The organism is Mesobacterium pallidum (assembly GCF_019966535.1).
In the GTDB taxonomy this organism is placed as follows: domain Bacteria; phylum Pseudomonadota; class Alphaproteobacteria; order Rhodobacterales; family Rhodobacteraceae; genus Mesobacterium; species Mesobacterium pallidum.
The window spans coordinates 55,120-74,957 of sequence record NZ_JAIMID010000010.1 but is presented as its reverse complement, the minus strand read 5'-3'; the positions used below and the strand labels follow the sequence as shown (position 1 = coordinate 74,957).

General features: G+C 67.7%; 30 protein-coding genes. 7 read left to right on the top strand and 23 right to left on the bottom strand.

Annotated features, from left to right (window positions below; genetic code table 11):
* Positions 1-25 precede the first annotated feature (25 nt).
* Positions 26-622 (top strand): Pr6Pr family membrane protein, encoded by a 597-nt coding sequence (locus MF270_RS15545; protein WP_238366822.1) that lies wholly within the window; start codon positions 26-28, stop codon positions 620-622.
* Here the strand turns inward: MF270_RS15545 and MF270_RS15540 are convergent.
* The 15 genes from MF270_RS15540 to folK form a co-directional block, all read right to left on the bottom strand.
* Positions 619-948 (bottom strand): DUF1491 family protein, encoded by a 330-nt coding sequence (locus MF270_RS15540; protein WP_238366821.1) that lies wholly within the window; start codon positions 946-948, stop codon positions 619-621. The genes MF270_RS15545 and MF270_RS15540 overlap by 4 nt on opposite strands.
* A 208-nt stretch (positions 949-1,156) precedes the next feature.
* The gene (gene era / locus MF270_RS15535) at positions 1,157-2,068 is read right to left on the bottom strand and encodes a GTPase Era (protein WP_238366820.1); all 912 of its coding nucleotides are present in this window, start codon (positions 2,066-2,068) and stop codon (positions 1,157-1,159) included.
* 28 nt (positions 2,069-2,096) lie between these two features.
* The gene (locus MF270_RS15530; protein WP_238366819.1) at positions 2,097-3,005 is read right to left on the bottom strand and encodes a DMT family transporter; all 909 of its coding nucleotides are present in this window, start codon (positions 3,003-3,005) and stop codon (positions 2,097-2,099) included.
* A 3-nt stretch (positions 3,006-3,008) separates the two neighbouring features.
* Positions 3,009-3,935, bottom strand: a complete 927-nt coding sequence (locus tag MF270_RS15525; protein WP_238366818.1) for a DMT family transporter — start codon at positions 3,933-3,935, stop codon at positions 3,009-3,011.
* A complete protein-coding gene (locus MF270_RS15520; protein WP_238366817.1) occupies positions 3,932-4,204 on the bottom strand; it encodes a hypothetical protein in 273 nt (90 codons plus the stop codon). The genes MF270_RS15525 and MF270_RS15520 overlap by 4 nt, the downstream gene beginning before the upstream one ends.
* A complete protein-coding gene (gene rnc / locus MF270_RS15515; protein ID WP_238366816.1) occupies positions 4,201-4,878 on the bottom strand; it encodes a ribonuclease III in 678 nt (225 codons plus the stop codon). Before rnc ends, MF270_RS15520 begins: the two co-directional genes overlap by 4 nt.
* 1 nt (position 4,879) lies before the next feature.
* Positions 4,880-5,740, bottom strand: coding sequence for a signal peptidase I (lepB, locus tag MF270_RS15510; RefSeq protein WP_238366815.1), 861 nt, complete (start codon positions 5,738-5,740; stop codon positions 4,880-4,882).
* A gap of 81 nt (positions 5,741-5,821) precedes the next feature.
* Positions 5,822-6,226 (bottom strand): holo-ACP synthase, encoded by a 405-nt coding sequence (acpS, locus tag MF270_RS15505; RefSeq protein WP_238366814.1) that lies wholly within the window; start codon positions 6,224-6,226, stop codon positions 5,822-5,824.
* Positions 6,223-6,660 carry a hypothetical protein gene (locus MF270_RS15500; RefSeq protein ID WP_238366813.1) on the bottom strand — a complete coding sequence of 146 codons (438 nt, stop codon included), beginning with the start codon at positions 6,658-6,660 and terminating at the stop codon, positions 6,223-6,225. The genes acpS and MF270_RS15500 overlap by 4 nt, the downstream gene beginning before the upstream one ends.
* A complete protein-coding gene (locus MF270_RS15495) occupies positions 6,657-7,088 on the bottom strand; it encodes an ABZJ_00895 family protein (RefSeq protein WP_238366812.1) in 432 nt (143 codons plus the stop codon). Before MF270_RS15495 ends, MF270_RS15500 begins: the two co-directional genes overlap by 4 nt.
* Before the next feature lie 25 nt (positions 7,089-7,113).
* Positions 7,114-7,866, bottom strand: coding sequence for a pyridoxine 5'-phosphate synthase (locus MF270_RS15490; protein ID WP_238366811.1), 753 nt, complete (start codon positions 7,864-7,866; stop codon positions 7,114-7,116).
* A 64-nt stretch (positions 7,867-7,930) separates the two neighbouring features.
* Positions 7,931-8,590, bottom strand: a complete 660-nt coding sequence (locus MF270_RS15485) for a DUF2062 domain-containing protein (protein WP_238366810.1) — start codon at positions 8,588-8,590, stop codon at positions 7,931-7,933.
* A 51-nt stretch (positions 8,591-8,641) separates the two neighbouring features.
* The gene (locus tag MF270_RS15480) at positions 8,642-10,774 is read right to left on the bottom strand and encodes a RelA/SpoT family protein (RefSeq protein WP_238366809.1); all 2,133 of its coding nucleotides are present in this window, start codon (positions 10,772-10,774) and stop codon (positions 8,642-8,644) included.
* Positions 10,775-10,810: 36 nt separating this feature from the next.
* Positions 10,811-11,164 (bottom strand): DNA-directed RNA polymerase subunit omega, encoded by a 354-nt coding sequence (gene rpoZ / locus MF270_RS15475; RefSeq protein WP_238366808.1) that lies wholly within the window; start codon positions 11,162-11,164, stop codon positions 10,811-10,813.
* Positions 11,165-11,253: 89 nt separating this feature from the next.
* Entirely contained in the window at positions 11,254-11,823 is a 570-nt protein-coding gene (gene folK, locus MF270_RS15470; RefSeq protein WP_336246023.1) for a 2-amino-4-hydroxy-6-hydroxymethyldihydropteridine diphosphokinase, read from the bottom strand.
* Positions 11,824-11,954: 131 nt separating this feature from the next.
* Between folK and MF270_RS15465 the strand changes: the two genes are divergently transcribed.
* On the top strand, positions 11,955-12,536 hold the full coding sequence (locus MF270_RS15465) for a LabA-like NYN domain-containing protein (protein WP_238366807.1): 582 nt from the start codon (positions 11,955-11,957) through the stop codon (positions 12,534-12,536).
* 96 nt (positions 12,537-12,632) lie between these two features.
* Here the strand turns inward: MF270_RS15465 and MF270_RS15460 are convergent, their stop codons facing one another.
* Positions 12,633-13,154 (bottom strand): anthrone oxygenase family protein, encoded by a 522-nt coding sequence (locus tag MF270_RS15460; RefSeq protein WP_238366806.1) that lies wholly within the window; start codon positions 13,152-13,154, stop codon positions 12,633-12,635.
* 110 nt (positions 13,155-13,264) lie between these two features.
* Between MF270_RS15460 and MF270_RS15455 the strand changes: the two genes are divergently transcribed.
* Genes MF270_RS15455 through rnhA form a run of 5 tightly spaced genes read left to right on the top strand, consistent with a single transcriptional unit; the run spans position 13,265 to position 16,341 of the window.
* The gene (locus MF270_RS15455; RefSeq protein WP_238366805.1) at positions 13,265-13,888 is read left to right on the top strand and encodes a TetR/AcrR family transcriptional regulator; all 624 of its coding nucleotides are present in this window, start codon (positions 13,265-13,267) and stop codon (positions 13,886-13,888) included.
* A gap of 24 nt (positions 13,889-13,912) precedes the next feature.
* On the top strand, positions 13,913-14,863 hold the full coding sequence (ispH, locus tag MF270_RS15450) for a 4-hydroxy-3-methylbut-2-enyl diphosphate reductase (protein ID WP_238366804.1): 951 nt from the start codon (positions 13,913-13,915) through the stop codon (positions 14,861-14,863).
* Positions 14,860-15,306 (top strand): DUF3429 domain-containing protein, encoded by a 447-nt coding sequence (locus tag MF270_RS15445; protein WP_238366803.1) that lies wholly within the window; start codon positions 14,860-14,862, stop codon positions 15,304-15,306. The genes ispH and MF270_RS15445 overlap by 4 nt, the downstream gene beginning before the upstream one ends.
* A complete protein-coding gene (locus tag MF270_RS15440; protein WP_238366802.1) occupies positions 15,303-15,893 on the top strand; it encodes a methyltransferase domain-containing protein in 591 nt (196 codons plus the stop codon). The genes MF270_RS15445 and MF270_RS15440 overlap by 4 nt, the downstream gene beginning before the upstream one ends.
* Positions 15,886-16,341 (top strand): ribonuclease HI, encoded by a 456-nt coding sequence (rnhA, locus tag MF270_RS15435; RefSeq protein ID WP_238366801.1) that lies wholly within the window; start codon positions 15,886-15,888, stop codon positions 16,339-16,341. The genes MF270_RS15440 and rnhA overlap by 8 nt, the downstream gene beginning before the upstream one ends.
* Before the next feature lie 76 nt (positions 16,342-16,417).
* On the opposite strand, the gene MF270_RS15430 is transcribed toward rnhA, so the two are convergent.
* The 7 genes from MF270_RS15430 to def (MF270_RS15400) all read right to left on the bottom strand — a co-directional run bounded on the left by MF270_RS15430 (position 16,418) and on the right by def (MF270_RS15400) (position 19,751).
* Complete coding sequence (locus MF270_RS15430) at positions 16,418-16,639, bottom strand: hypothetical protein (protein WP_238366800.1); 222 nt, start codon at positions 16,637-16,639, stop codon at positions 16,418-16,420.
* 127 nt (positions 16,640-16,766) lie between these two features.
* Positions 16,767-17,003, bottom strand: a complete 237-nt coding sequence (locus MF270_RS15425; protein ID WP_238366799.1) for a GlsB/YeaQ/YmgE family stress response membrane protein — start codon at positions 17,001-17,003, stop codon at positions 16,767-16,769.
* Positions 17,004-17,006: 3 nt separating this feature from the next.
* Positions 17,007-17,243 carry a hypothetical protein gene (locus tag MF270_RS15420; protein WP_238366798.1) on the bottom strand — a complete coding sequence of 79 codons (237 nt, stop codon included), beginning with the start codon at positions 17,241-17,243 and terminating at the stop codon, positions 17,007-17,009.
* The gene (fmt, locus tag MF270_RS15415) at positions 17,243-18,157 is read right to left on the bottom strand and encodes a methionyl-tRNA formyltransferase (RefSeq protein ID WP_238366797.1); all 915 of its coding nucleotides are present in this window, start codon (positions 18,155-18,157) and stop codon (positions 17,243-17,245) included. Before fmt ends, MF270_RS15420 begins: the two co-directional genes overlap by 1 nt.
* Positions 18,158-18,235: 78 nt before the next feature.
* Positions 18,236-18,736 carry a peptide deformylase gene (gene def / locus MF270_RS15410; protein WP_238366796.1) on the bottom strand — a complete coding sequence of 167 codons (501 nt, stop codon included), beginning with the start codon at positions 18,734-18,736 and terminating at the stop codon, positions 18,236-18,238.
* Entirely contained in the window at positions 18,733-19,233 is a 501-nt protein-coding gene (gene def, locus MF270_RS15405; protein WP_238366795.1) for a peptide deformylase, read from the bottom strand. Before def (MF270_RS15405) ends, def (MF270_RS15410) begins: the two co-directional genes overlap by 4 nt.
* Positions 19,233-19,751 (bottom strand): peptide deformylase, encoded by a 519-nt coding sequence (gene def / locus MF270_RS15400; protein ID WP_238366794.1) that lies wholly within the window; start codon positions 19,749-19,751, stop codon positions 19,233-19,235. The genes def (MF270_RS15405) and def (MF270_RS15400) overlap by 1 nt, the downstream gene beginning before the upstream one ends.
* Positions 19,752-19,838 lie beyond the last annotated feature (87 nt).

The window sequence follows — 19,838 nt, the reverse complement described above, 5'->3', positions numbered from 1 at the left end:
CGGGCCGCCGCCTAACCTGCGCGCCATGACCGGAACCGCCCGCAGCACCGCCGCCCTGATCGCCCTCCTGGCCCTCGCGTCGTTGGGCGCCCAGTTCATCGTGTCCTCGGCAGACAACCCCGGGCCATGGGCCACGACCTGGAGCATGGCGCGCTACTTCACCATCCTGACCAACCTCATGGTGGTGGGCACCTTCGGCCTTGCCGCGCTGACGGGGCGCGCGCCGCGCTCCTTCTGGCTGGCGGGGCTGGTGCTCTGGGTGCTGATCGTGGGGCTCGTCTACCACCTGCTGCTCTACAAGCCGCACACGGGGCTGGCCTTCTGGGCCGACCACGGGCTGCACACGGCGGTGCCGCTGGTCACCACGGCCTGGTGGATCGCCTTTTCCCGCACCACGCCCCTGCCCGTCTTGGCGCCGGTGGTCTGGCTGTGGTGGCCCTTTTGCTACTTCCTCTATGCCACCTTGCGCGGGGCGCTCGACGGCAAATACGCCTACTTCTTCATCGACCTGGACAAGCTGAGCCTCATGGACCTCGCGCGCAATTTCCTTGGCCTGTTGGTGGCCTTCCTGGTCGCGGGATACATCCTCTGGGGCCTGTCCCGCCTCGCCCGGCGCGCCTAGTCCGAAAGCCCTTCTTCGCCCAGCAGATGCCGGCCCTGCCGGTCCTCCACCTCGATCACCCAGAGATCCGGATCGAAGCTGCGCTGCCGCGCCACGGCGGCATCCACGTCCCGCTCGTCACCCTCGGCCAGCACCGTCCAGATGCGCCCGCCGGTCGCCAGGTCGAACCCGCGCACATGGGCTGCTGCCCGCCCGTCGAGCGTGTTCAGCTTGACCAGCACCGCCCCGGCCGTGTCATCGCCATGGGCCACGACAAAAGCCGGGATGTCGGCAAAACGCAGCCGCGCCAGGTAGGCATCCACCCAGAACCGCGCCGTCACCCGCATCGCATCGCCTCCAAACCGGTCCCCTGTTCATCTTTCCAGACATATCCCGGGGCGTTCGAGGGGCAGCGCCCCTCGTTTCGCGCCAGGGCGCGAATGCCTTCGGCGAGAGTATTTCCGGAATAATGAAAGGGGGCGCAACCGATCCCCTTCATCTTGCCCATAAACTCCGGGGAGTGTGAGGGGCTGGCCCCTCACTCCACACGCACCGTCACGCGTTCCCGTCGCGGAAATCGAGCCCCATCTCCGAGTAGCGCTCGGCCTCGTCCAGCCATTTCTCGCGCACCTTGACCTGGCAGAACAGGTGCACCTTGCGGCCCAGGAACTCTTCCAGTTCTTCGCGCGCGGCCTTGCTGACCGCCTTGATCGTCTCGCCCTTGTTGCCCAGCACGATGCCCTTGTGGCCGGCGCGGCTGACATAGATGATCTGGTCGATCCGGGCCGACCCGTCCTTGCGTTCTTCCCAGGCTTCCGTCTCGACCGTCAGCTGGTAGGGCAGCTCCTGGTGCAGGCGCAGGGTCAGCTTTTCGCGGGTCATCTCGGCGGCGATCATGCGCATGGGCAGGTCGGCGATCTGGTCCTCGGGATAAAGCCAGGGGCTTTCGGGCAGCTCGCCCGCCAGCCATTGCCGCAGGTCCTTCACGCCATAGCCCTTCTCGGCCGAGATCATGAAGGTGCGCACGAAATCCGGGTAGGCCTCGTTCAGCGCCTCGGTCAGCTTCAGCAGCACCGGCGCCTCGACCCGGTCGATCTTGTTGATCGCCAGCGCCACGGTGCGGCCCTGGCCGATCTCGGCCAGACGCGTCAGGATCTCCTTGACGCCATCGGTCAAGCCGCGATGTGCCTCGACCAGCAGCACGATGATGTCGGCATCCGCCGCCCCGCCCCAGGCCGCGGCGACCATGGCCCGGTCGAGCCGGCGGCGCGGGCGGAAGAGGCCCGGCGTGTCGATGAACACAATCTGGCTCTCGCCCTCCATCGCGACGCCGCGGATGCGGGCGCGGGTGGTCTGGACCTTGTGGGTCACGATCGACACCTTGGCCCCGACCATGGCATTGGTCAGGGTGGACTTGCCCGCATTGGGCTCTCCGATCAGGGCAACAAAGCCGGCGCGTGTGGTCATGGGTCTACCTGCGAAAGACAAGCCGCGGTCATAGGGCAGTTTGCCCGCGCTGACCAGACTTGTCACGCGCGGCGCTGCGCATCAGCGTGTAAAGCCCGCTGGCGACGATCAGCGCCGCGCCCGCAAGGGTCCAGCCATCGGGCCGCTCGCCGAACAGCACCACGGCAAAGACCAGCGCGACCAGCAGGCGCGAATAGCGGAAAGGCGTGACCACGGCGACCTCGCCCGTGCGCATGGCGCGGGTCAGCGCGGTATAGGCCAGAAGGCCCACGGCGCCGGTGGCCAGCAGCCGCGCGGCCTCGCCCGGGTGCGGCAGGCGGGTGGGCGCGGTCTCGAACGACCAGATCAGCAGGCCCGCCACGGTGACCACGGCAAAGCCGAGGATCGCCAGCTGGCGCGGCGTCACCTCGGGCGGGGCGGCGCGGGTCATGAGGTCGCGGCCCGCAAAGCCGATCATGCCGGCGACCGCCAGCAGGGCATCGGCGCGGAAGGCCTCGGGCGTGGGGCGCAGGATCATCAGCACGCCGAGGAAACCCACGATCATCGCCAGCCAGCGGCGGGGGCCCACGGTTTCACGCAGGAACAGCGCAGCGGCGGCGGTGACCACCAGCGGTGTCGCCTGCAGGATGGCCGAAGTGGTGCCGAGCGGCGTGAAGGCGAGCGCGAGGGCAAAGAAGAGCCGCCCCATGATCTCGAATGCCGTGCGCAGCAACAGGCGGGGGCCAAGGTAGGCGCGGGTCCAGAGCGGGTCGCCCACCCCGCGGGCATAGGCGCAGGACAGCACCAGGGCCGTCAGGCCGAAGCAGATCGTGGCGAGGCCCGGGCTCAGGCCCGCTGCCGTCCCGGCGACGGATTTGAACAGCGCATCCTCGACCGCGAACAGGCACATGGCGCCAACCATGAAGCCCGCACCGCGGATGTTGTCCGAAACGGCCATGGGTCAGGGTGCCTCGGGCGTGCGGGCGGCGGCCAGCGCGGCGGCGCGGCGCGCCCGGCGGCCCTGCCGATGGGTCCAAAGCGCCAGCCCGGCGCCGGCGACCGAGACCATGCCCATGCCGACCAGACTGTAGCGATCGGGGACATGGGCAAAGAACAGCCAGCCAAAGGCGGTCGCCCAGACGATATGGACGTAGTTGATCGGCGCCAGCAGCGACGGCGGCGCCTCGCGGTAGGCCGCCGTCATCAGGAAGTGACCGCCCGTCGCCAGCCCGCCCAGCAGCGCGATCAGTCCCCAGTCGGCCAGCCCCGGCATGGGCCCGGAGCCACCGGCCAAGGCCATGACCGCAAAGGCCACGGCGCCGACAAGGGTGACGTGGAACAACATCGCCTCGGTCGTCTCGGTCCGCGACAGCAGGCGCGTCAGCAGGAAGTACACCGTGATCGCCAGCGCGTTCAGCAGGGCAAAGACCACGCCGACGGGGTCGAGGCCATTGCCCGGCCGCACGATCAGCAGTATGCCGGCAAAGCCGAGGCTGGCGGCGATCCAGCCGGGCAGCGACACCTTTTCGCCCAGCAGCGGGGCCGAGAGCAGCAGCACCCCGAAGGGCGCGAGAAAGAAGATCGCCACCGTCTCGCCCACCGGCATGTGGCGCAGCGCGAGACCCATGCAAAGCGATCCGGCGGTCAGCGCCAGCGCCCGGACCAGCACCAGCCAGCTGCGGTTGGTGTGCCACAGCCGCGCGCGGTGTCGAGGGTAGAGCAGGATCAGCAGCAGCAAAAGGCTGATGCCGTAGCGCCCGGCCCCGACGATCGGCACCGGGTAGCGCATCGTCAGGGTCTTGGTCGCCACGTCCGACAGGGCCAAAAGGAAGGTCGCCCCGAGGATGAAGAGGATGCCCAGCGCGGGCCGCCCCGCGGGCGTGGTCATGACGGGGTCGCCGTGCGGATAAGGTGCAGCAGGATCATGTCCTCGTCCCGTGTCAGGATGCTGGCACACCAGACGTTGGCCGAATGCTCCAACGGTTCGGGCATGTCCAGGTAATCGCCATCCGGCTGGCTGGGCAGCCAGTCGTGTTCCGAGCTGATCCAGAGCACGCAGGCATCCTCGACCGCTTCGGCATGGCATTGCGAGACGTAGGTGCACCCCTCGTATTCGGCCACCACGGTCCACAGCGGGTCGGATGTGCCGATGTTCACATGAGCACCTTCAACAAAGCCTCGGCCGCGGCCTGTTCGGCCTTGCGCTTGCTGGCGGCGGTGGCCTCGGCCTCCTTGCCGTTCTGCAGGCGGGCCTTGATGCGGAAGACGGGCGCGTGGTCAGGCCCCTCGCGCGATAGGACGATGTAATCGGGCGGCGGCATCTTGCGGGCCTGGGCCCATTCCTGCAACGCGGTCTTGGGATCGAGCGCGCGGTCCTCGGCGGTCTCGATGCGCTTGCCCCAAAGCCGCAGCACCATCGCCTTGGCCGGCGCGAAGCCGGCATCGAGGTAGACGGCGGCGATCAGCGCCTCCATCGCGTCACCCAGCAGGGCCAGCTTGCGCCGCCCGCCGGTCATCATCTCGGACCGGCCGAGTTTCAGCACCTCGCCCAGGCCGATGTCGCGGGCGACCTCGGCGCAGGCCTCCTTGCGGACAAGGGCGTTGTAGCGCGGGGCCAGCTGACCTTCGGTCGCGCTGCGGTCGTGTTCCAGCAGCGCCTCGGCCATGACGAGGCCCAGCACGCGGTCGCCCAGGAACTCGAGCCGCTGGTAGTCCTCGCGGGTGGCCGAGGCGACGGAATTGTGGGTGACCGCCTGCACAAGCAGGTCCGGCCGGGCAAACTGGTGCCCGATCCGGCCTTCGAGGGCTCTGAGATCCGACCCGAGCTTCACGTCACTCGATCTTTTCGAAGAACCTGTCACCGCGCCAGGTCCAGAAGAACAGCATCGAGCGGCCCGCGGACGAGAACATCACCCGGTCGGCGCGGCCGATCAGGTTGTCATAGGGCACGAAACCGACACCGCCGACGTTCTGCGGGAACCGCGAGTCGGTGGAATTGTCGCGGTTGTCGCCCATGAAGAAGTAATGCCCCGCCGGCACGGTGTAGACGGGCGTGTTGTCGGCACCCTGCGGGCCGATGTTCAGGATGGAATGCGAGGTGCCGCCGGGCAGCGTCTCGACCGCCTTTTCCTTGATGCAGATGCCGCCCTGCCCCACCGGGCCGTTCATGCAGCGCGGCATGGAGCGCTGCGAGCCCTGCGGCTCCATCACTTCCTCGAAGGTGCCGTCGGGCTGCACCTGCACCGCCTGGCCATTGAGGAACAGCACGCCGTTCTGCATCTGCACCTTGTCGCCCGGCAGACCGATCAGCCGCTTGATGAAATCGCGCCCCGTCACCGGGTGGCGGAAGACGACGACATCGCCCCGCTCGGGCTCACCGCCGAAGAGGCGCCCGCCGCCGGTCGCGGCCACGGTCTCGTCGTCCGAGCGCAGGAAGCCGCAGAGATCCTCGGCATCCACGTTCACGCCGAAGCGCGGGATGATGACCGAGGGGCAGGAGGCGTAGGAATAGCCATAGGCCATCTTGTTGACGAACAGGAAATCGCCGATCAGCAGCGTGTCCTTCATCGACCCGGACGGAATCCAGAACGGCTGGAAGAACAGGGTGCGGAACACGCCCGCGATGACCAGCGCCCAGACGATGGTCTTGATGGTCTCCAGGATCGCGTTGCCCTGCTTGGCCTCGTCCGCCATTCTCGTCTCCGTTTCGGGTCTTGTGCGGTTTGGATCGCTACATGCGGGGCGGGCGGCGGGGAGTCAAGGCAGGCCGCCCCGTCACGCCTGTATCGGCCGGGCCTCGATCACCACGAAGGCCTGCGCCCAGGGGTGATCGTCGGTCAGGGTAACGTGGATGATCGCCTCAAACCCCGGCGGGGTCATCTCGGCCAGTCGCTTTTCGGCCCAGCCGGTGACGGTCATCACGGGCTGGCCGGTGCGCAGGTTGGTGACGGCCATGTCCTTCCAGGCGATGCCCATGGCAAGGCCGGTGCCCAGCGCCTTGGAACAGGCCTCTTTCGCCGCCCAGCGCTTGGCATAGGTGCTGGCCTCTTCGGCCCGGCGGGCGGCCTTGCGCTGCTCGGTTTCCGTAAAGACGCGGTTGCGGAAGCGGTCGCCGAACTTGGCGAGTGTGCCTTCGATCCGCTCGATATTGGCAAGGTCGGTGCCGATGCCCAGGATCATTGCAGCGCGGTCCCGATGGCGCCGGTCGCCTGGTTCAGGGTGACCCGCAAGGCGCGGCCGACGAAACCGGCGGTGTCCGCGTCGTAGACCTGCACCGGCAGGGTAAAGATCAGCCCGACGGCCGGGTCGTACCCCGCCGTCAGCGCTGCGAAATCCGCGCCGGAAAAGCCCGCGCCCTGGTAGCCGATGGTGCGGCACTGGCGGTCGCCAAGCTCGGCATAGGGCGGGGACAGGATCAACAGGTGAAAGGCCGCCGCTGCCGGTTCGATCGTGTCGAGCAGCGCCAGGCGCACCGCGCCATTGGCGAAGGTGCGGATGTTCTCCTCCCACGGCTCGGCGAGGTTCCAGGCGCTGGCCTGCCAGTCGCAGGGCTGCACCTCCTGCGCCTGGGCAAGGACGGGGGCCAGCGCCAGGGCGGCGGCGAAGCGGATCATCCCTTGCGCCCCTTCGCGGCCTTCAGCTCGTTCTTGATGCCAAGGCGCAGGAACCACCAGTTGATCCAGAGCACGACGACCAGCAGCACCGCCGCGATGAGCGTCAGCAGCCCGGGCGGGATCTGCGCCAGCACCGCGCCGATGCCGGGCAGGAAGCTGACCGCGTAAAGCAGCACGAGGTTCAGCACCGCCACCAGCGCCGTCGCCTTGCCCGCCGCCTGCCAGAGCACGCCGTTGGCGGGCATCTCGGTCACGCTGCGGCCGATGCGCTGGCCTTCCAGCAGCGCCGCCGCCATCGGCGGGATGACCGAGGCCGCGCCCGAGGGGAAGTCGATGCCGAGATACCGGATCATCAGGATCGACACCAATGTCAGCCCCGCAACCGCGAGGATGTAGGTGAGGCCGTAGCGCACGAAGTTCAGCTGCATGTCTCTCTCCGGTTCCGGGGGCGCGTCAGGCCCGGGCCTCGTCCATCAGGCGGCGCATCTCGCGGATGCTCGCGTCGAGCCCGCGAAAGATCGCCTCTCCGATCAGGTAATGGCCGATGTTCAGCTCCATCACTTCCGGAAAGGCCGCGACGGGCTGCACGGTGTCGTAGGTCAGCCCGTGGCCGGCATGGACCTCGAGGCCGAGCGAATGGGCAAAGGCCGACATCTCGCGCAGGGCGTCAAGCTCGCGGTCGCGGTCGTCGAACCGGCCCTCGGCATGGGCGTCGCAATAGGCACCGGTGTGCAGCTCGATCACCTGGGCGCCGATGCGATGCGCCGCCTCGATCTGGCGCCGGTCGGCGGCGATGAAGATCGACACCCGGCTGCCGGCCTCGCGCAGGGGCGCGATGAAATGTGCCAGGCGGTTTTCCTCGCGCGCGACCTCCAGCCCTCCCTCGGTCGTCCGCTCCTCGCGCTTTTCGGGGACGATGCAGACGGCGTGCGGCTTGTGACGCAGGGCGATGGCCTGCATCTCGGGGGTGGCGGCCATCTCGAAGTTCAGCGGGACGCTCAGCGTGGCGACCAGCCCCTCGATATCGGCATCCGAGATATGCCGGCGGTCTTCGCGCAGGTGGGCGGTGATGCCGTCGGCGCCGGCCTCTTCGGCCAGCTTGGCGGCGCGGATCGGGTCCGGCACGGCGCCGCCGCGGGCGTTGCGCACGGTGGCCACGTGGTCGATGTTCACGCCAAGGCGCAGGCGGCCAGCAAAGGTGGTCATGGATCTGTCTCTCGCGGGTCGAATTTGATCAAACACTACGGGGACCGGGCCCCGAGTCCAACCGCTATTCGCCGGGCTTGTCGGCCTTGGCCAGCGGCCCTTTCTTGAGCTTGTTCAGCTTGGCCAGCCGCGCCTTGAGCGTGCCCTTGCGGCGGTTCTGGTAGGCCCGGATCACCGGCACCGACAGGTAATAGGCGATGCTGGCGGTGACAATGCCGGGGATCAGCCCGCCGATCATGTAGGGATAGAACACCTCCTGGTAGAAGATGCCCAGCTGGTGCCAATCCATCGTCGCATCGGTGAAGATGGCGGTGAAATTGTGCCAAAGATCGTCGCCCGCATCGAGGAACTTGCCGCCAAGCGAGCGCTCCACATCCGGGTGGCCGTGGATGCCCAGCAGCCAGTGCCCGGTCTTGAGCGAGACCACCCCGATCGGCACATAGGTCAGCGGGTTGCCAAAGAACGTCCCCAGCAGCGCGGCAAAGATGTTGCCCTGCATGACCCGCGCCAGCAGCGCCGCGACCACGAAATGCAGCCCGTAGAACGGGGTGAAGGTGGTAAAGACCCCGGCCCAGATGCCGCGCCCGATGCGTTCGGGGCTGCCGGGCAGCCGGTTCAGCCGGTGCTTGACGTAGTAAAAGGCGCGGGTCCAGCCGCCCTTGGGATAGACCAGATGCGCGGCGGCCTTCCACAGCGGGCGTCTGTCGCGTCGCTTGAAAACCACCGGTCTAGGTCCTTTCCCTGTCGGCGCCCGAGGGCGCGTGCGATTGTGCCGTCAGACCCGGTCGCCCTTGATGCGCAGCGGATCGCGGAAGCGTTCGACCGCCGCGACATCGCTTTCCGCCTCGAGCGCGGTCATGAGCGTGTGCAACTGCTCGATGTCCCTCAGCTCGACATGTATCAGCAGGCGGTAAAAGTCCGGTTTCCGGTCTATGAACTCGAGGTTCGAGATATTGGCCTTGCGCTCGCCGATCAATGTGCAAATCCGTCCCAGGACGCCCGCGTCATTGCCGATGGTCAGGTCGATGGTCATGTCGTAGACGGCGGCATGGGTGCCGGGCTGCCAGTGCAGGTCGAGCCAGCGGTCGGGCTCGTCCTCGTATTCGGCCAGCGCCTCGCAATCGATGGCATGGACCACGACTCCGCGGCCGCGTTCCGTGATGCCCACGATACGCTCACCCGGCAGGGGTTCGCAACAGGGGGCGCGGTCAAAGCTTTGCCCTTCGCCCAGGCCGATGACAGCGCGCTGTTTGGGCACCGTGTCGCGGGTGTCGTGGACGAGGTTCGGGTAGACCGCCTCCACCACCTCGGTCGAGGTGATCTCGGCCGAGCCGAGCCGCGCCAGCACTTCCTTGGCTGACCCGAGGCGCAGGTGCCGCGCGGCGGTCTCGAGCGTCTTGTCTGTCGCCTTCTGGCCCACGTGCTCGAAGGCCGAGCGCGCCAGCTCGCGCCCCAGCTTGATGTAGCGTTCGCGGTCGGCCTCGCGCAGCGCGCGGCGGATCGCGGTCTTGGCCTTGCCCGTCGCCGCGATGTCGAGCCAGGTCGCCTGCGGCACCTGGCCCTGCGCCGTTATGATCTCGACCGACTGGCCGTTGCGCAGCCGCGTCCAGAGCGGCACCCGCAGCCCGTCCACCTTGGCGCCCACGCAGCCCGACCCGATCCGGGTGTGGATGGCATAGGCGTAATCCAGCGGCGTCGCGCCCTTGGGCAGCTTGATCACGTCGCCCTTGGGGGTAAAGCAGAACACCTGGTCGGAATACATCTCGAGCTTCACGGCCTCGAGGAAATCCTCGTGATCCTCCTCGCCCACGAATTGCTCGGTCAGCGAGTTGATCCAGCGCGTGGGATCGACGGCAAAGGGGTTCTCGGACAGCACGCCGTCGCGGTAGGACCAATGGGCGGCCACGCCTGCCTCGGCCACGTCATGCATCTGTCGGGTGCGGATCTGCACCTCGACCCGCTTGCCGTCGCGGCCCGACACGGTGGTGTGGATCGAGCGGTAGCCGTTCGACTTGGGCTGGCTGATGTAATCCTTGAACCGCCCCGGCACGGCGCGCCATCGCTGGTGGATCACCCCCAGCGCGGCGTAGCAATCGCGTTCGGTCTTGGTGATGACGCGAAAGCCGTAGATGTCCGACAGGCGGGAAAAGGCCAGCTCCTTTTCCTGCATCTTGCGCCAGATCGAATAGGGCTTCTTGGCGCGCCCGTAGACCTCGGCGTCGATCTGCGCGTCGTCCAGTTCCTTGCGCATGTCGCGGGTGATGCGCTGCACCACGTCGCCGGTTTCGCGCTGAAGGGTGACGAAACGGCGCATGATCGACTGCCGCCCCTCGGGGTTCAGCACCGCGAAGGCGAGATCCTCGAGTTCTTCGCGCATCCACTGCATGCCCATCCGGCCGGCAAGCGGGGCGTAGATGTCCATCGTCTCGCGGCTTTTCTGCACCTGCTTTTCATGCCGCATCGACTTGATCGTGCGCATGTTGTGCAGCCGGTCGGCCAGCTTGACCAGGATCACCCGCAGGTCCTTGGACATGGCCATGAAGAGCTTGCGGAAGTTCTCGGCCTGCTTGGTCTGGGTCGAGGAGAGCTGCAGGTTGGTCAGCTTGGTCACCCCGTCGACCAGCGAGGCGATGTCGGCGCCGAACAGCGCCTCGACCTCGGAAAAGGTCGAGCGGGTGTCCTCGATCGTGTCGTGCAGCAGCGCGGTCACGAGGGTCGCGTCGTCAAGCCGCTGCTCGGTCAGCAGGGCGGCGACGGCGACGGGATGGCTGAAATAGGGTTCGCCCGACTGGCGGAACTGGCCCTCGTGCATGGCGCGCCCATAGTCGTAGGCGCGCCGGATCAGGGCCTTGTCGGTTCGGGGATTGTAATTCTCGACCAGTGCGATCAGGTCGTCGGCCGCGAGCATGATCTGTCGTTCAACCCCCTGGGATCAAAGGCGGGCTCAGCCCTGCCCCTGTGCCTCCATCAGCGCCCGCAGGAGCTTTTCCTCGCTCATGTCGTCATCGGCCGGCTTGTCCTGCTCGGCGCCCATCAGCAGAGCCATGGAGTCGTCTTCCGGCTCGTCGACCTCGATCTGGGTCTGGTTCGACTCGATCAGGCGCTCGCGCAGGTCGTCGGCGGTCTGGGTTTCCTCGGCGATCTCGCGCAGCGACACGACCGGGTTCTTGTCGTTGTCGCGGTCCACGGTCAGCGGCGCCCCCGACGAGATCTCGCGCGCCCGGTGGGCGGCCAGCATCACCAGCTCGAAACGGTTCGGAACCTTGTCGACGCAGTCTTCTACGGTCACGCGTGCCATGGGGATCTCCGGGATTGGGAACAGGGGCCTGATGAACGACCCTGCATATAGCGGAACCGGCCCGGATGCAACCGGAGAATCACGGGCCTTCACAACGGCTTGACGCTTGCGACCTCTTCGGAATCAAGGGCGTCGAGCATCTGCGCGACGCTGCGCCCCAGCACCGGGTGGACCCAGTCCCGCGCGATGTCGGCCAGCGGCACCAGCACGAAGGCCCGGTCCTGGATCCGCGGATGCGGCAGGATCAGCTCTTCGGGCGCGCGCAGGCGCTGCGCCTCGGGGGTCAGGCTCCGCCAGGCGTCAAAGCCGTCGGCATCGGGGCGGACCCGATCCCCCCAGGCCAGCAGGTCGATATCGAGGCTGCGCATCCCCCAGCGCGTTTCGCGCTTGCGGCCAAAGGTTTCCTCGACCGCGTGCAGGCAGGCCAAAAGCGCTTCGGGCGTGCCGTCAAAAGTCACTTCGACTGCCGCATTGACGTAATCCGGACCGGCCCCCGCGGGGAAGCAGGGCGTTTCAAAGAACCGGCTCAGGGCGCGAATCACCACGCCGTATTTTGCCAGTTCACGCAAGGCGCGCGAAATAGTTTCCGTAGGGTTACCTGCAACCGATGGAATATTTCCCCCGAAAGCCAACAGCTTCTGCAAAATACGTCCCTCCACACTCGCCGGGCAATTCGCGTCCTGCTACACTTGCCGCACGGGGAAAATATTCCTAGGTTTGACGGCACGCTTTGCCGCTCACCACTCACTCACGGATCCCCATTGGTAAAGCGTATTTCGGAAGGAAAAAGATGTTTTACAAGGACGAACGGCTGGCGCTGTTCATCGATGGTTCGAACCTTTACGCGGCCGCGAAGGCGCTCGGGTTCGACATCGATTACAAGCTCCTGCGCGGAGAGTTCATGCGCCGCGGAAAACTCCTCCGCGCTTTCTACTACACGGCCCTGCTGGACAACGAGGAATATTCCCCGATCCGTCCGCTGGTCGACTGGCTGAACTACAACGGCTTCACCATGGTGACCAAGCCGGCGAAGGAATACACCGACAGCCAGGGCCGCCGGAAGGTCAAGGGCAACATGGACATCGAGCTGACGGTCGACGCCATGGAGCTGGCTCCGCGGATCGACCATATCGTGCTGTTCTCGGGCGACGGCGACTTCCGCCCGCTGGTCGAGAGCCTGCAGCGCCAGGGCGTGCGCGTGTCGGTCGTGTCGACCATCCGCAGCCAACCGCCGATGATCGCCGACGAACTGCGCCGCCAGGCCGACAACTTCATCGAGCTCGACGACCTCAAGGAGGTCATCGGCCGGCCCCCGCGCGACACCAGCGACCGCCCGGACCGCGGTGAGCGGGTCGCCGCGACGGGCTCCTGAGCCGCACATGATAGAAGGGCCCCGGTGATGCCGGGGCCCTTTTTTGGTTAACGCGGGTGAATTGCAATCCCGGCGCCTGGCGGACCGGACCGTCCGTCAGGCCGGCGCCACCCGCGACCTGACGTCCGCGCCCAGCGCCAGGACGCCCAGCCCGCACAGCAGCAGCGACAGCCCCGACACGATTGTCCGCGCGATGTTGTAGACCTGCCAGCGCGGCGAATAGGCCAGCCAGATCGACTCGGCCGCCTCGCGGCTTTCTGGCACGGCCGTCGCGCCCAGCGCCTCGTTCATCGGCACGTTGACCGCCATGGTCAGGATCATCCCGCCCACAAGATACAGCAGCCCCGCCGCGCCAAAGGCCAGCGCCGCCCGCCCCTGCCCTGCCGCCCGGGCAACCAGCCCGGTCGCCATCAGCACGAAGGGCGTGCCGAAGAAGGCCGGTGCAAAGACCGGGTTGCGGACCGATGCGTTCATCGCCTGCATCGCCTCGATCGCGACACGCGGGTCGGCCGCATCCAGCCCCCACATGGTCGAACAGATCCAGGCATAGAAAAAGCCAAAGATCGCGCCGCTCAGCAGCAGCGACACCAGCGCCATGGGTTTCAGAAGGTTGGTCATGTGGTCTCCTCTCCGGGGCCGCGCCCCAAAACCGTAACTATAATTACGCCTCGACTTATCCGTAACCACAGTTACGGTTGTCGTCAAGCCTTTCGACCCGGAGCCCCCACGTGAAGACCGATGCCCGCAATGCCCGTGCCGCCCAGATCGAAGCCGCCGCCTATGCCCTGCTGGCCGACAAGGGTTATGCCGGCCTGTCGATGAACGGCGTGGCCAAGGCCGCAAAGGCGTCGATGGAGACGCTCTACCGCTGGTACGGCGACAAGACCGGGCTGATCCGCGCGCTGATCGCAGGCAACACCGCCTCGCTCGAGGATACGCTGGAGGTGGCCGAAGACGCCGATGCGGGCGACGCGCTGGACCAGGCGGGCGCACGGCTGCTGACCATGCTGCTGGGCCCCGCCGCCGTGGCGCTGAACCGCGCGGCGGCAGCCGACGCCAGCGGAGACCTCGGCCGCCTGTTGGCCGAAGGCGGGCGCGAGGTGGTCGCCCCACGCATCGCCGCGCTGATGGGCCGCGCGCAGGCGCAGGGCGTGCTTGGCCCCGCGCCAGAGGCCGAGCAGGCCGAGGCCTGGTTCGCCCTGCTGATCGGAGACCTTCAGCTGCGCCGCGTCACCGGCGCCCTGCCCCAACCGGGCGCGGCCTTCATCGAGGCGCGCAGCACGCAGGCGCTGGCCCGCCTCACCCGGCTTTTCCCGCCCGCACGGCTGGATTCCGGCGCCCCGATGGCCTAGGTCACAGGGCAAGGAGACCGCGCCATGACCAAGCCCCCGCTGACCCTGTACCTTGCCGCCCCGCGCGGCTTTTGCGCCGGTGTCGACCGCGCCATCAAGATCGTCGAGATGGCGCTGCAGAAATGGGGCGCGCCGGTCTATGTCCGGCACGAGATCGTGCACAACAAGTACGTGGTCGACAATCTGCGCGACCAGGGCGCCGTCTTCGTCGAAACGCTGGCCGAGGCGCCCGATGACCGCCCGGTGATCTTCTCGGCCCACGGCGTGCCGAAATCCGTCCCCGCCAAGGCCGAGGCGCGCGAGATGGTCTATGTCGATGCCACCTGCCCGCTGGTCAGCAAGGTGCATGTGGAGGCCGAACGCCACCACGCCGCCGGCCTGCAGATGATCATGATCGGCCATGCCGGCCACCCCGAGACCATCGGCACCATGGGCCAGCTGCCCGAGGGCGAGGTACTGCTGGTCGAGACGGCCGAAGACGTGGCCCATGTGCAGGTCCGCGACCCCGAGCGGCTGGCCTATGTCACCCAGACCACCCTGTCGATCGACGACACCGCCGGGATCGTGGCGGCGCTGCAGGCGCGCTTTCCGGCCATCGTCGGCCCGCACAAGGAAGACATCTGCTACGCGACCACCAACCGCCAGGCCGCCGTCAAGGCCATCGCGCCGCGCGCCGATGCGCTGCTGGTCGTCGGCGCGCCGAACTCGTCAAACTCCAAGCGGCTGGTCGAGGTCGCGGCCAAGGCCGGCTGCAGCTATGCCCAGCTGGTGCAGCGCGCCACCGACATCGACTGGCGCGCGCTCGAGGGCATCGCCTCGCTCGGCATCACCGCCGGGGCCAGCGCGCCCGAGGTGCTGGTGGACGAGGTCATCGCCGCCTTTTCCGAGCGCTACGACGTGACCATCGAGGAAGTCGAGACCGCCAAGGAGAACGTCGAGTTCAAGGTGCCCCGCGTGCTCCGGCAACCGGCATGAGACAAGTGCCGCCCAGCGCGCTCTGGCTCGGGGTGGCGGGCCTGATCCCCTTCCTCTGGGGCGCCGCGCTGGCGGTGCTGGAGCCCTCCACGGAAGGAACGGGGCTGCTGGCCTACGTGCTGGACGGGCCGCGCCTGCTGGCCTGGTACGGCACGGTCATCCTTGCCTTCATGTCCGGTGTGCTCTGGGGGTTCGCCACCCGGGCCGAGCCGCAGGAGCGCCGCTGGGCCTATGGCCTGTCGGTCCTGCCCGCGCTCTGGGCGGCCTTCAACTTCGGCCCGGTTGAGACGCAGCTGACGCGGCTCACCATCGGCTTCGTCGCGCTGCTGGGGCTCGACTGGTTTTATGTCCGCCGCGGGCTTGGCCCCGACTGGTGGCTGCGCCTGCGGATCACGCTGACGGTTGTCGTGGTGGCCTGCCTGGCTGTCGGGATCGCCACATGAGCTCCCATCGCGACACGCTGGCCGTCTACGACCGCGACGCCGACCGCTACGCGCGGATGGTGGCCAAGGAAAACGCGCAGGGCATGGACATCTTCCTGTCGGCGCTGGCGCCGGGGTCGCGTGTGCTGGATCTCGGCTGCGGGCCGGGCCACCACGCCGCCGCCATGGCCGCGGCGGGCATGCGGGTTCTGGCAGTGGACGGTTCTGCCGCCATGGTCGCGATGACCGGTCGGCATCCCGGGGTCGAGGCGCGGCAGGTGCTCTTTGACGACATCGCGACGCTGCCCGCCGTGGACGGCATCTGGGCCAGCTTCTCGCTGCTGCACGCCCCTCGCGCCGATCTGCCCCGGCACCTGGCCGCGCTGCGCGGGCTGGTCCAGCCCGGCGCGCCGCTGTTCCTGGGGATGAAGCTGGGGGAGGGCGAAAGGGTCGACCACTTGGGCCGCTTCACCGCCTACTTCTCCGAAGCCGAGTTGCGCGCCGAACTGGCGCTGGCCGGGTTCACGGTGACGCAGGCGACGCCGGGGCGCGGAAAGGGGCTTGCGGGCACCGTCGACGACTGGCTATTGCTGCACGCCCATGCCTGATCTTTTTGCCTATACCGACGGAGCCTGCTCCGGCAATCCCGGCCCCGGAGGCTGGGGTGTCCTGCTGCGCGCGATGGACGGTGAAGACATCGTCAAGGAACGCGAATTGCAGGGCGGCGAAGCCGCGACGACCAACAACCGGATGGAGCTGATGGCCGCCATCTCGGCGCTGGAATCGCTGGCCCGGCCCTCGTCGATCACCGTGGTGACCGACAGCGCCTACGTGAAGAACGGCGTGACCGGCTGGATCCACGGCTGGAAGCGCAATGGCTGGAAGACGGCGGCGAAGAAGCCGGTCAAGAACGTCGAGCTGTGGCAGCGGCTGGACGAGGCGGCCAAGCGCCACGACGTGACCTGGAAATGGGTCAAGGGCCACGCCGGACACCCGGAAAACGAACGCGCCGACGAACTGGCGCGGGCCGGCATGGCGCCGTTCAAGGGCGCCTGACACCCTCCCGAAAGAAAAGGGCCCCGCGCAGTGCGAAGCCCTTTCTCGTCAGTGAGATCGTCCGATCAATCGGCGATCAGCCCCACTTGTCGTGCTTGCCGTCGTGGTTGGCATCGGCGTCACCGTGGCCGACGCCCTTGCCGCCGCCGTTTCCGCCCTTGTTGCCATTGTCGTTGGCGCTGCCCTCGGCGTTGTCGCTGGCGTTCTCGTTCGGAACGCCGCCCTTGTCGGCAAAGCCGGGCGACGCGAACAGTGCCGCCGCCAACAGTGCAATCGAAAGAATGGTCAAAATGCGCATCTTGAAAGCCCCCCTTAGTGGATGATGCAGCGCCACCGATTCTAAGTTGACGCTACGTAATCATATCACATTGCGCATATTTTCAAAAGTATGCCTGCAATTCGGGCATTTTGGAAACTTTCGGGGGTCACTTGCGGCCGTAGCGGTCCCAGAGCCAGAGCAGCAGCAGCGCGCCGAGGATGGCGCCGACGAGTCCCGCCAGCGCGCCGCCGATGGCGATGAGCGCGCGCAGGACCAACCCGCCGATCAGCGCGCCGGCCATGCCAATCGCGATTGTGGTGAGGATGTCCGTCTCGCGGCCCATGAGGCGGGTGGCGATGAAGCCGGCGGCAGCGCCGACGATGAGCAGCCAGAGGGCGGGCATGGGTCAGCGTCTCCAGTGAAAGGGCACGATGATGAGCGCGCCGACCGAGGACGCGATGGCGTTGAGCCCGGGCGAGCCGAAGCCGAAGCCGAACATCAGGCGCAGGAAATAGGCCAGGAAGGCCCCGCCGATGCAGATGATGATGCTTTGCAGATAGCCGTTGTGCGTCCAGCCGGTCTTTTCCGAGGCATAGCCGACGATGCCCGCGATCACGACGGTGCCGATCATGGTGGGAAACATCAGGCCTCTCCCAACATCGTGCCGCGCGGGACCGGGAAGCCGCGCAGGAAGACCTCGGCCTCCTGTGCGCCCTTGCCCGCCCGCTGCGCCCTGGTGATCCGCACGGCGCCGTCGCCGCAGGCGATCAGCAGCGCATCGTCCAGCGCTTCTCCCGGCGTGCCACCGCCCGGTTCGACCCACGCGCCGAGCAGCTTGATCCGCTCACCGCCGACCAGGGTCCAGGCCCCGGGGAACGGGGCGAGGCCGCGCACCTGGCGGCTGACCTCGGCCGCGGGGCGGGTCCAGTCGATGGCGGCCTCGGCCTTGTCGATCTTGGCGGCGTAGGTGACGCCCTCCTCGGGCTGGACTTCAGGCGTCAGCGCGTCCAGCCGCGCCAACGCTTCGATGATGGCCGCCGCGCCCAGCGCGCTGAGCCGGTCGTGCAGCGCGCCGGTGGTTTCCTCGTCGCCGATCTGGACGGCCTTGCGCAGCAGCACGGGGCCGGTGTCCAGCCCCGCCTCCATCTGCATGATGCAGACGCCGGTCTCGGCATCGCCCGCCATGATCGCCCGGTGGATCGGCGCCGCTCCGCGCCAGCGCGGCAACAGCGAGGCATGGATGTTGAGGCAACCGTGTCTGGGCGCGTCCAGCACCGGTTGCGGCAGGATGAGCCCATAGGCCACGACCACGGCCACATCGGCGCCCAGCGCGGCAAAGGCGGCTTGTTCCTCGGCCCCCCTCAGCGACACCGGGTGGCGCACCTCGAGGCCCAGCGCCTCGGCCCGCGCATGGACGGGGGTCGGACGATCCTTCTTGCCCCGCCCCGCCGGCCGTGGCGGCTGGCAATAGACGGCGGCGATCTCGTGGCCGGCATCGACCAGCGCCTCCAGCACCGGCACCGAGAAATCGGGCGTTCCCATGAAGATCACGCGCATGGTCGGCCCCTCCGCATCCCTGCTTTCATTATTCCACAAATACTCTCGCCGAAGGCATGAAATCTCCGGCGCGCCATCTCAGCCCCCGCCCAGCTTGCGGGCCTTGCGCAGCAACACGTCGCGCTTGAGCTTGCTCAGCCGGTCGAAATACATCCGCCCTGCCAGGTGGTCGATCTGGTGCTGCACGGAGGTCGCCCAGAGCCCGACGAAGTCGCGTTCCTCCTCCAGACCATCCGCGTTCAGAAACCGCACCGTCACCGCCCGCGGCCGCTTGATGACCGCCGAGACACCCGGCAGGTTGGGCGAGGCTTCCTCGTGCTCGCGCAGCTGGACGCTGGCATGCAGCACCTCGGGATTGGCCATGCAGACCGCCTGGCCGCGGCCCTCCGACGCATCGACCACCGCCAGCCGCCGCATCACGCCGATCTGCACCGCGGCAAGGCCGACGCCCGGCATCGCCTCCATCGTGTCGATCATGTCGGCCCAGGTGGCGCGCACCGCGTCGTCGATGATCGCCACGTCCTCGGCGCGGGTGCGCAGGCGCTTGTCGGGCCAGGGGATGCAGCGACGGGTGGTCATGACAGCGCCTCCAGGTAGGGGGTTTCCAGCACCCCGCGGGTCGCGTCGTCGATCCGGGTGAAATGTACGCGGCCGTCGAGATGGTCGAGCTCGTGCTGGATGATCCGTGCCTCGGCCCCGTCGAAATCGCGCATGTGGTAATCGTCGTTGCGGTCGCGCCAGCCCAGCGTGACGGCGACCGGACGCGCCACGGGCACGACCACGCCGGGGATCGACAGGCAGGCCTCCTCCATCACCACGTCACGTTTTTCCCAGGCGATCACGGCGGGGTCGATCATCACCTCGGGCGTGCTGTCGCCCTCTTTCCAGCCGGCATCCATGACGAAGAACCGCTGCATCACGCCGACCTGCGGCGCGGCAAGGCCCCGGCCCTGGGCGGCATACATCGTGTCGAACATGTCGTCGATCAGGTCCAGCAGCGCCTCGGCCACCGGTGCGGGCTCGCAAACCTGCGAAAGGCGCGGGTCCGGCCAGCGCAGGATCGGCAGGACCGCCATCAGGCCCGGGCGCGGTCGCGCTTGAGCTTGACCATCTTGCGGGTGATCATCTGCCGCTTCATCGCGCCGAGGTAGTCGATGAAGAGCCTGCCGTCGAGGTGGTCGATCTCGTGCTGCACGCAGGTCGCCCAGAGGCCGTCGAAATCGCGCTCCTGCTCGTTGCCGTCGCGGTCGAGCCAGCGCACGCGCACCTCGGCGGGGCGTGTCACCTCGGCATATTGGTCGGGGATCGACAGGCAGCCTTCCTCGTAGACGCTGAGATCGTCCGAGGCTTGCAGGATCTCGGGGTTGAACATGACCAGCGGCTTCGGCGCCACCTCGTCGTCCTTCTCGCAATCGAGCACGATCAGCCGGTCCATCACGCCGACCTGCGGCGCGGCCAGCCCGATACCCGGCGCGGCATACATGGTCTCGAGCATGTCGTCGGCCAGGGCCCGCCCCTCGTCCGTGATATCGGAAACGGGGGCGCAGACCTTTTTGAGGCGCGGGTCGGGATGGATCAGGATCGGTCGTTTCATGCGGCTTGATCTAGGCGATGACTCCGCGTTTCGCAACGCCCCTTGCACCCGGCGCTGGGGGCGCTAGCGTCTGCGCATCCAGGAAGA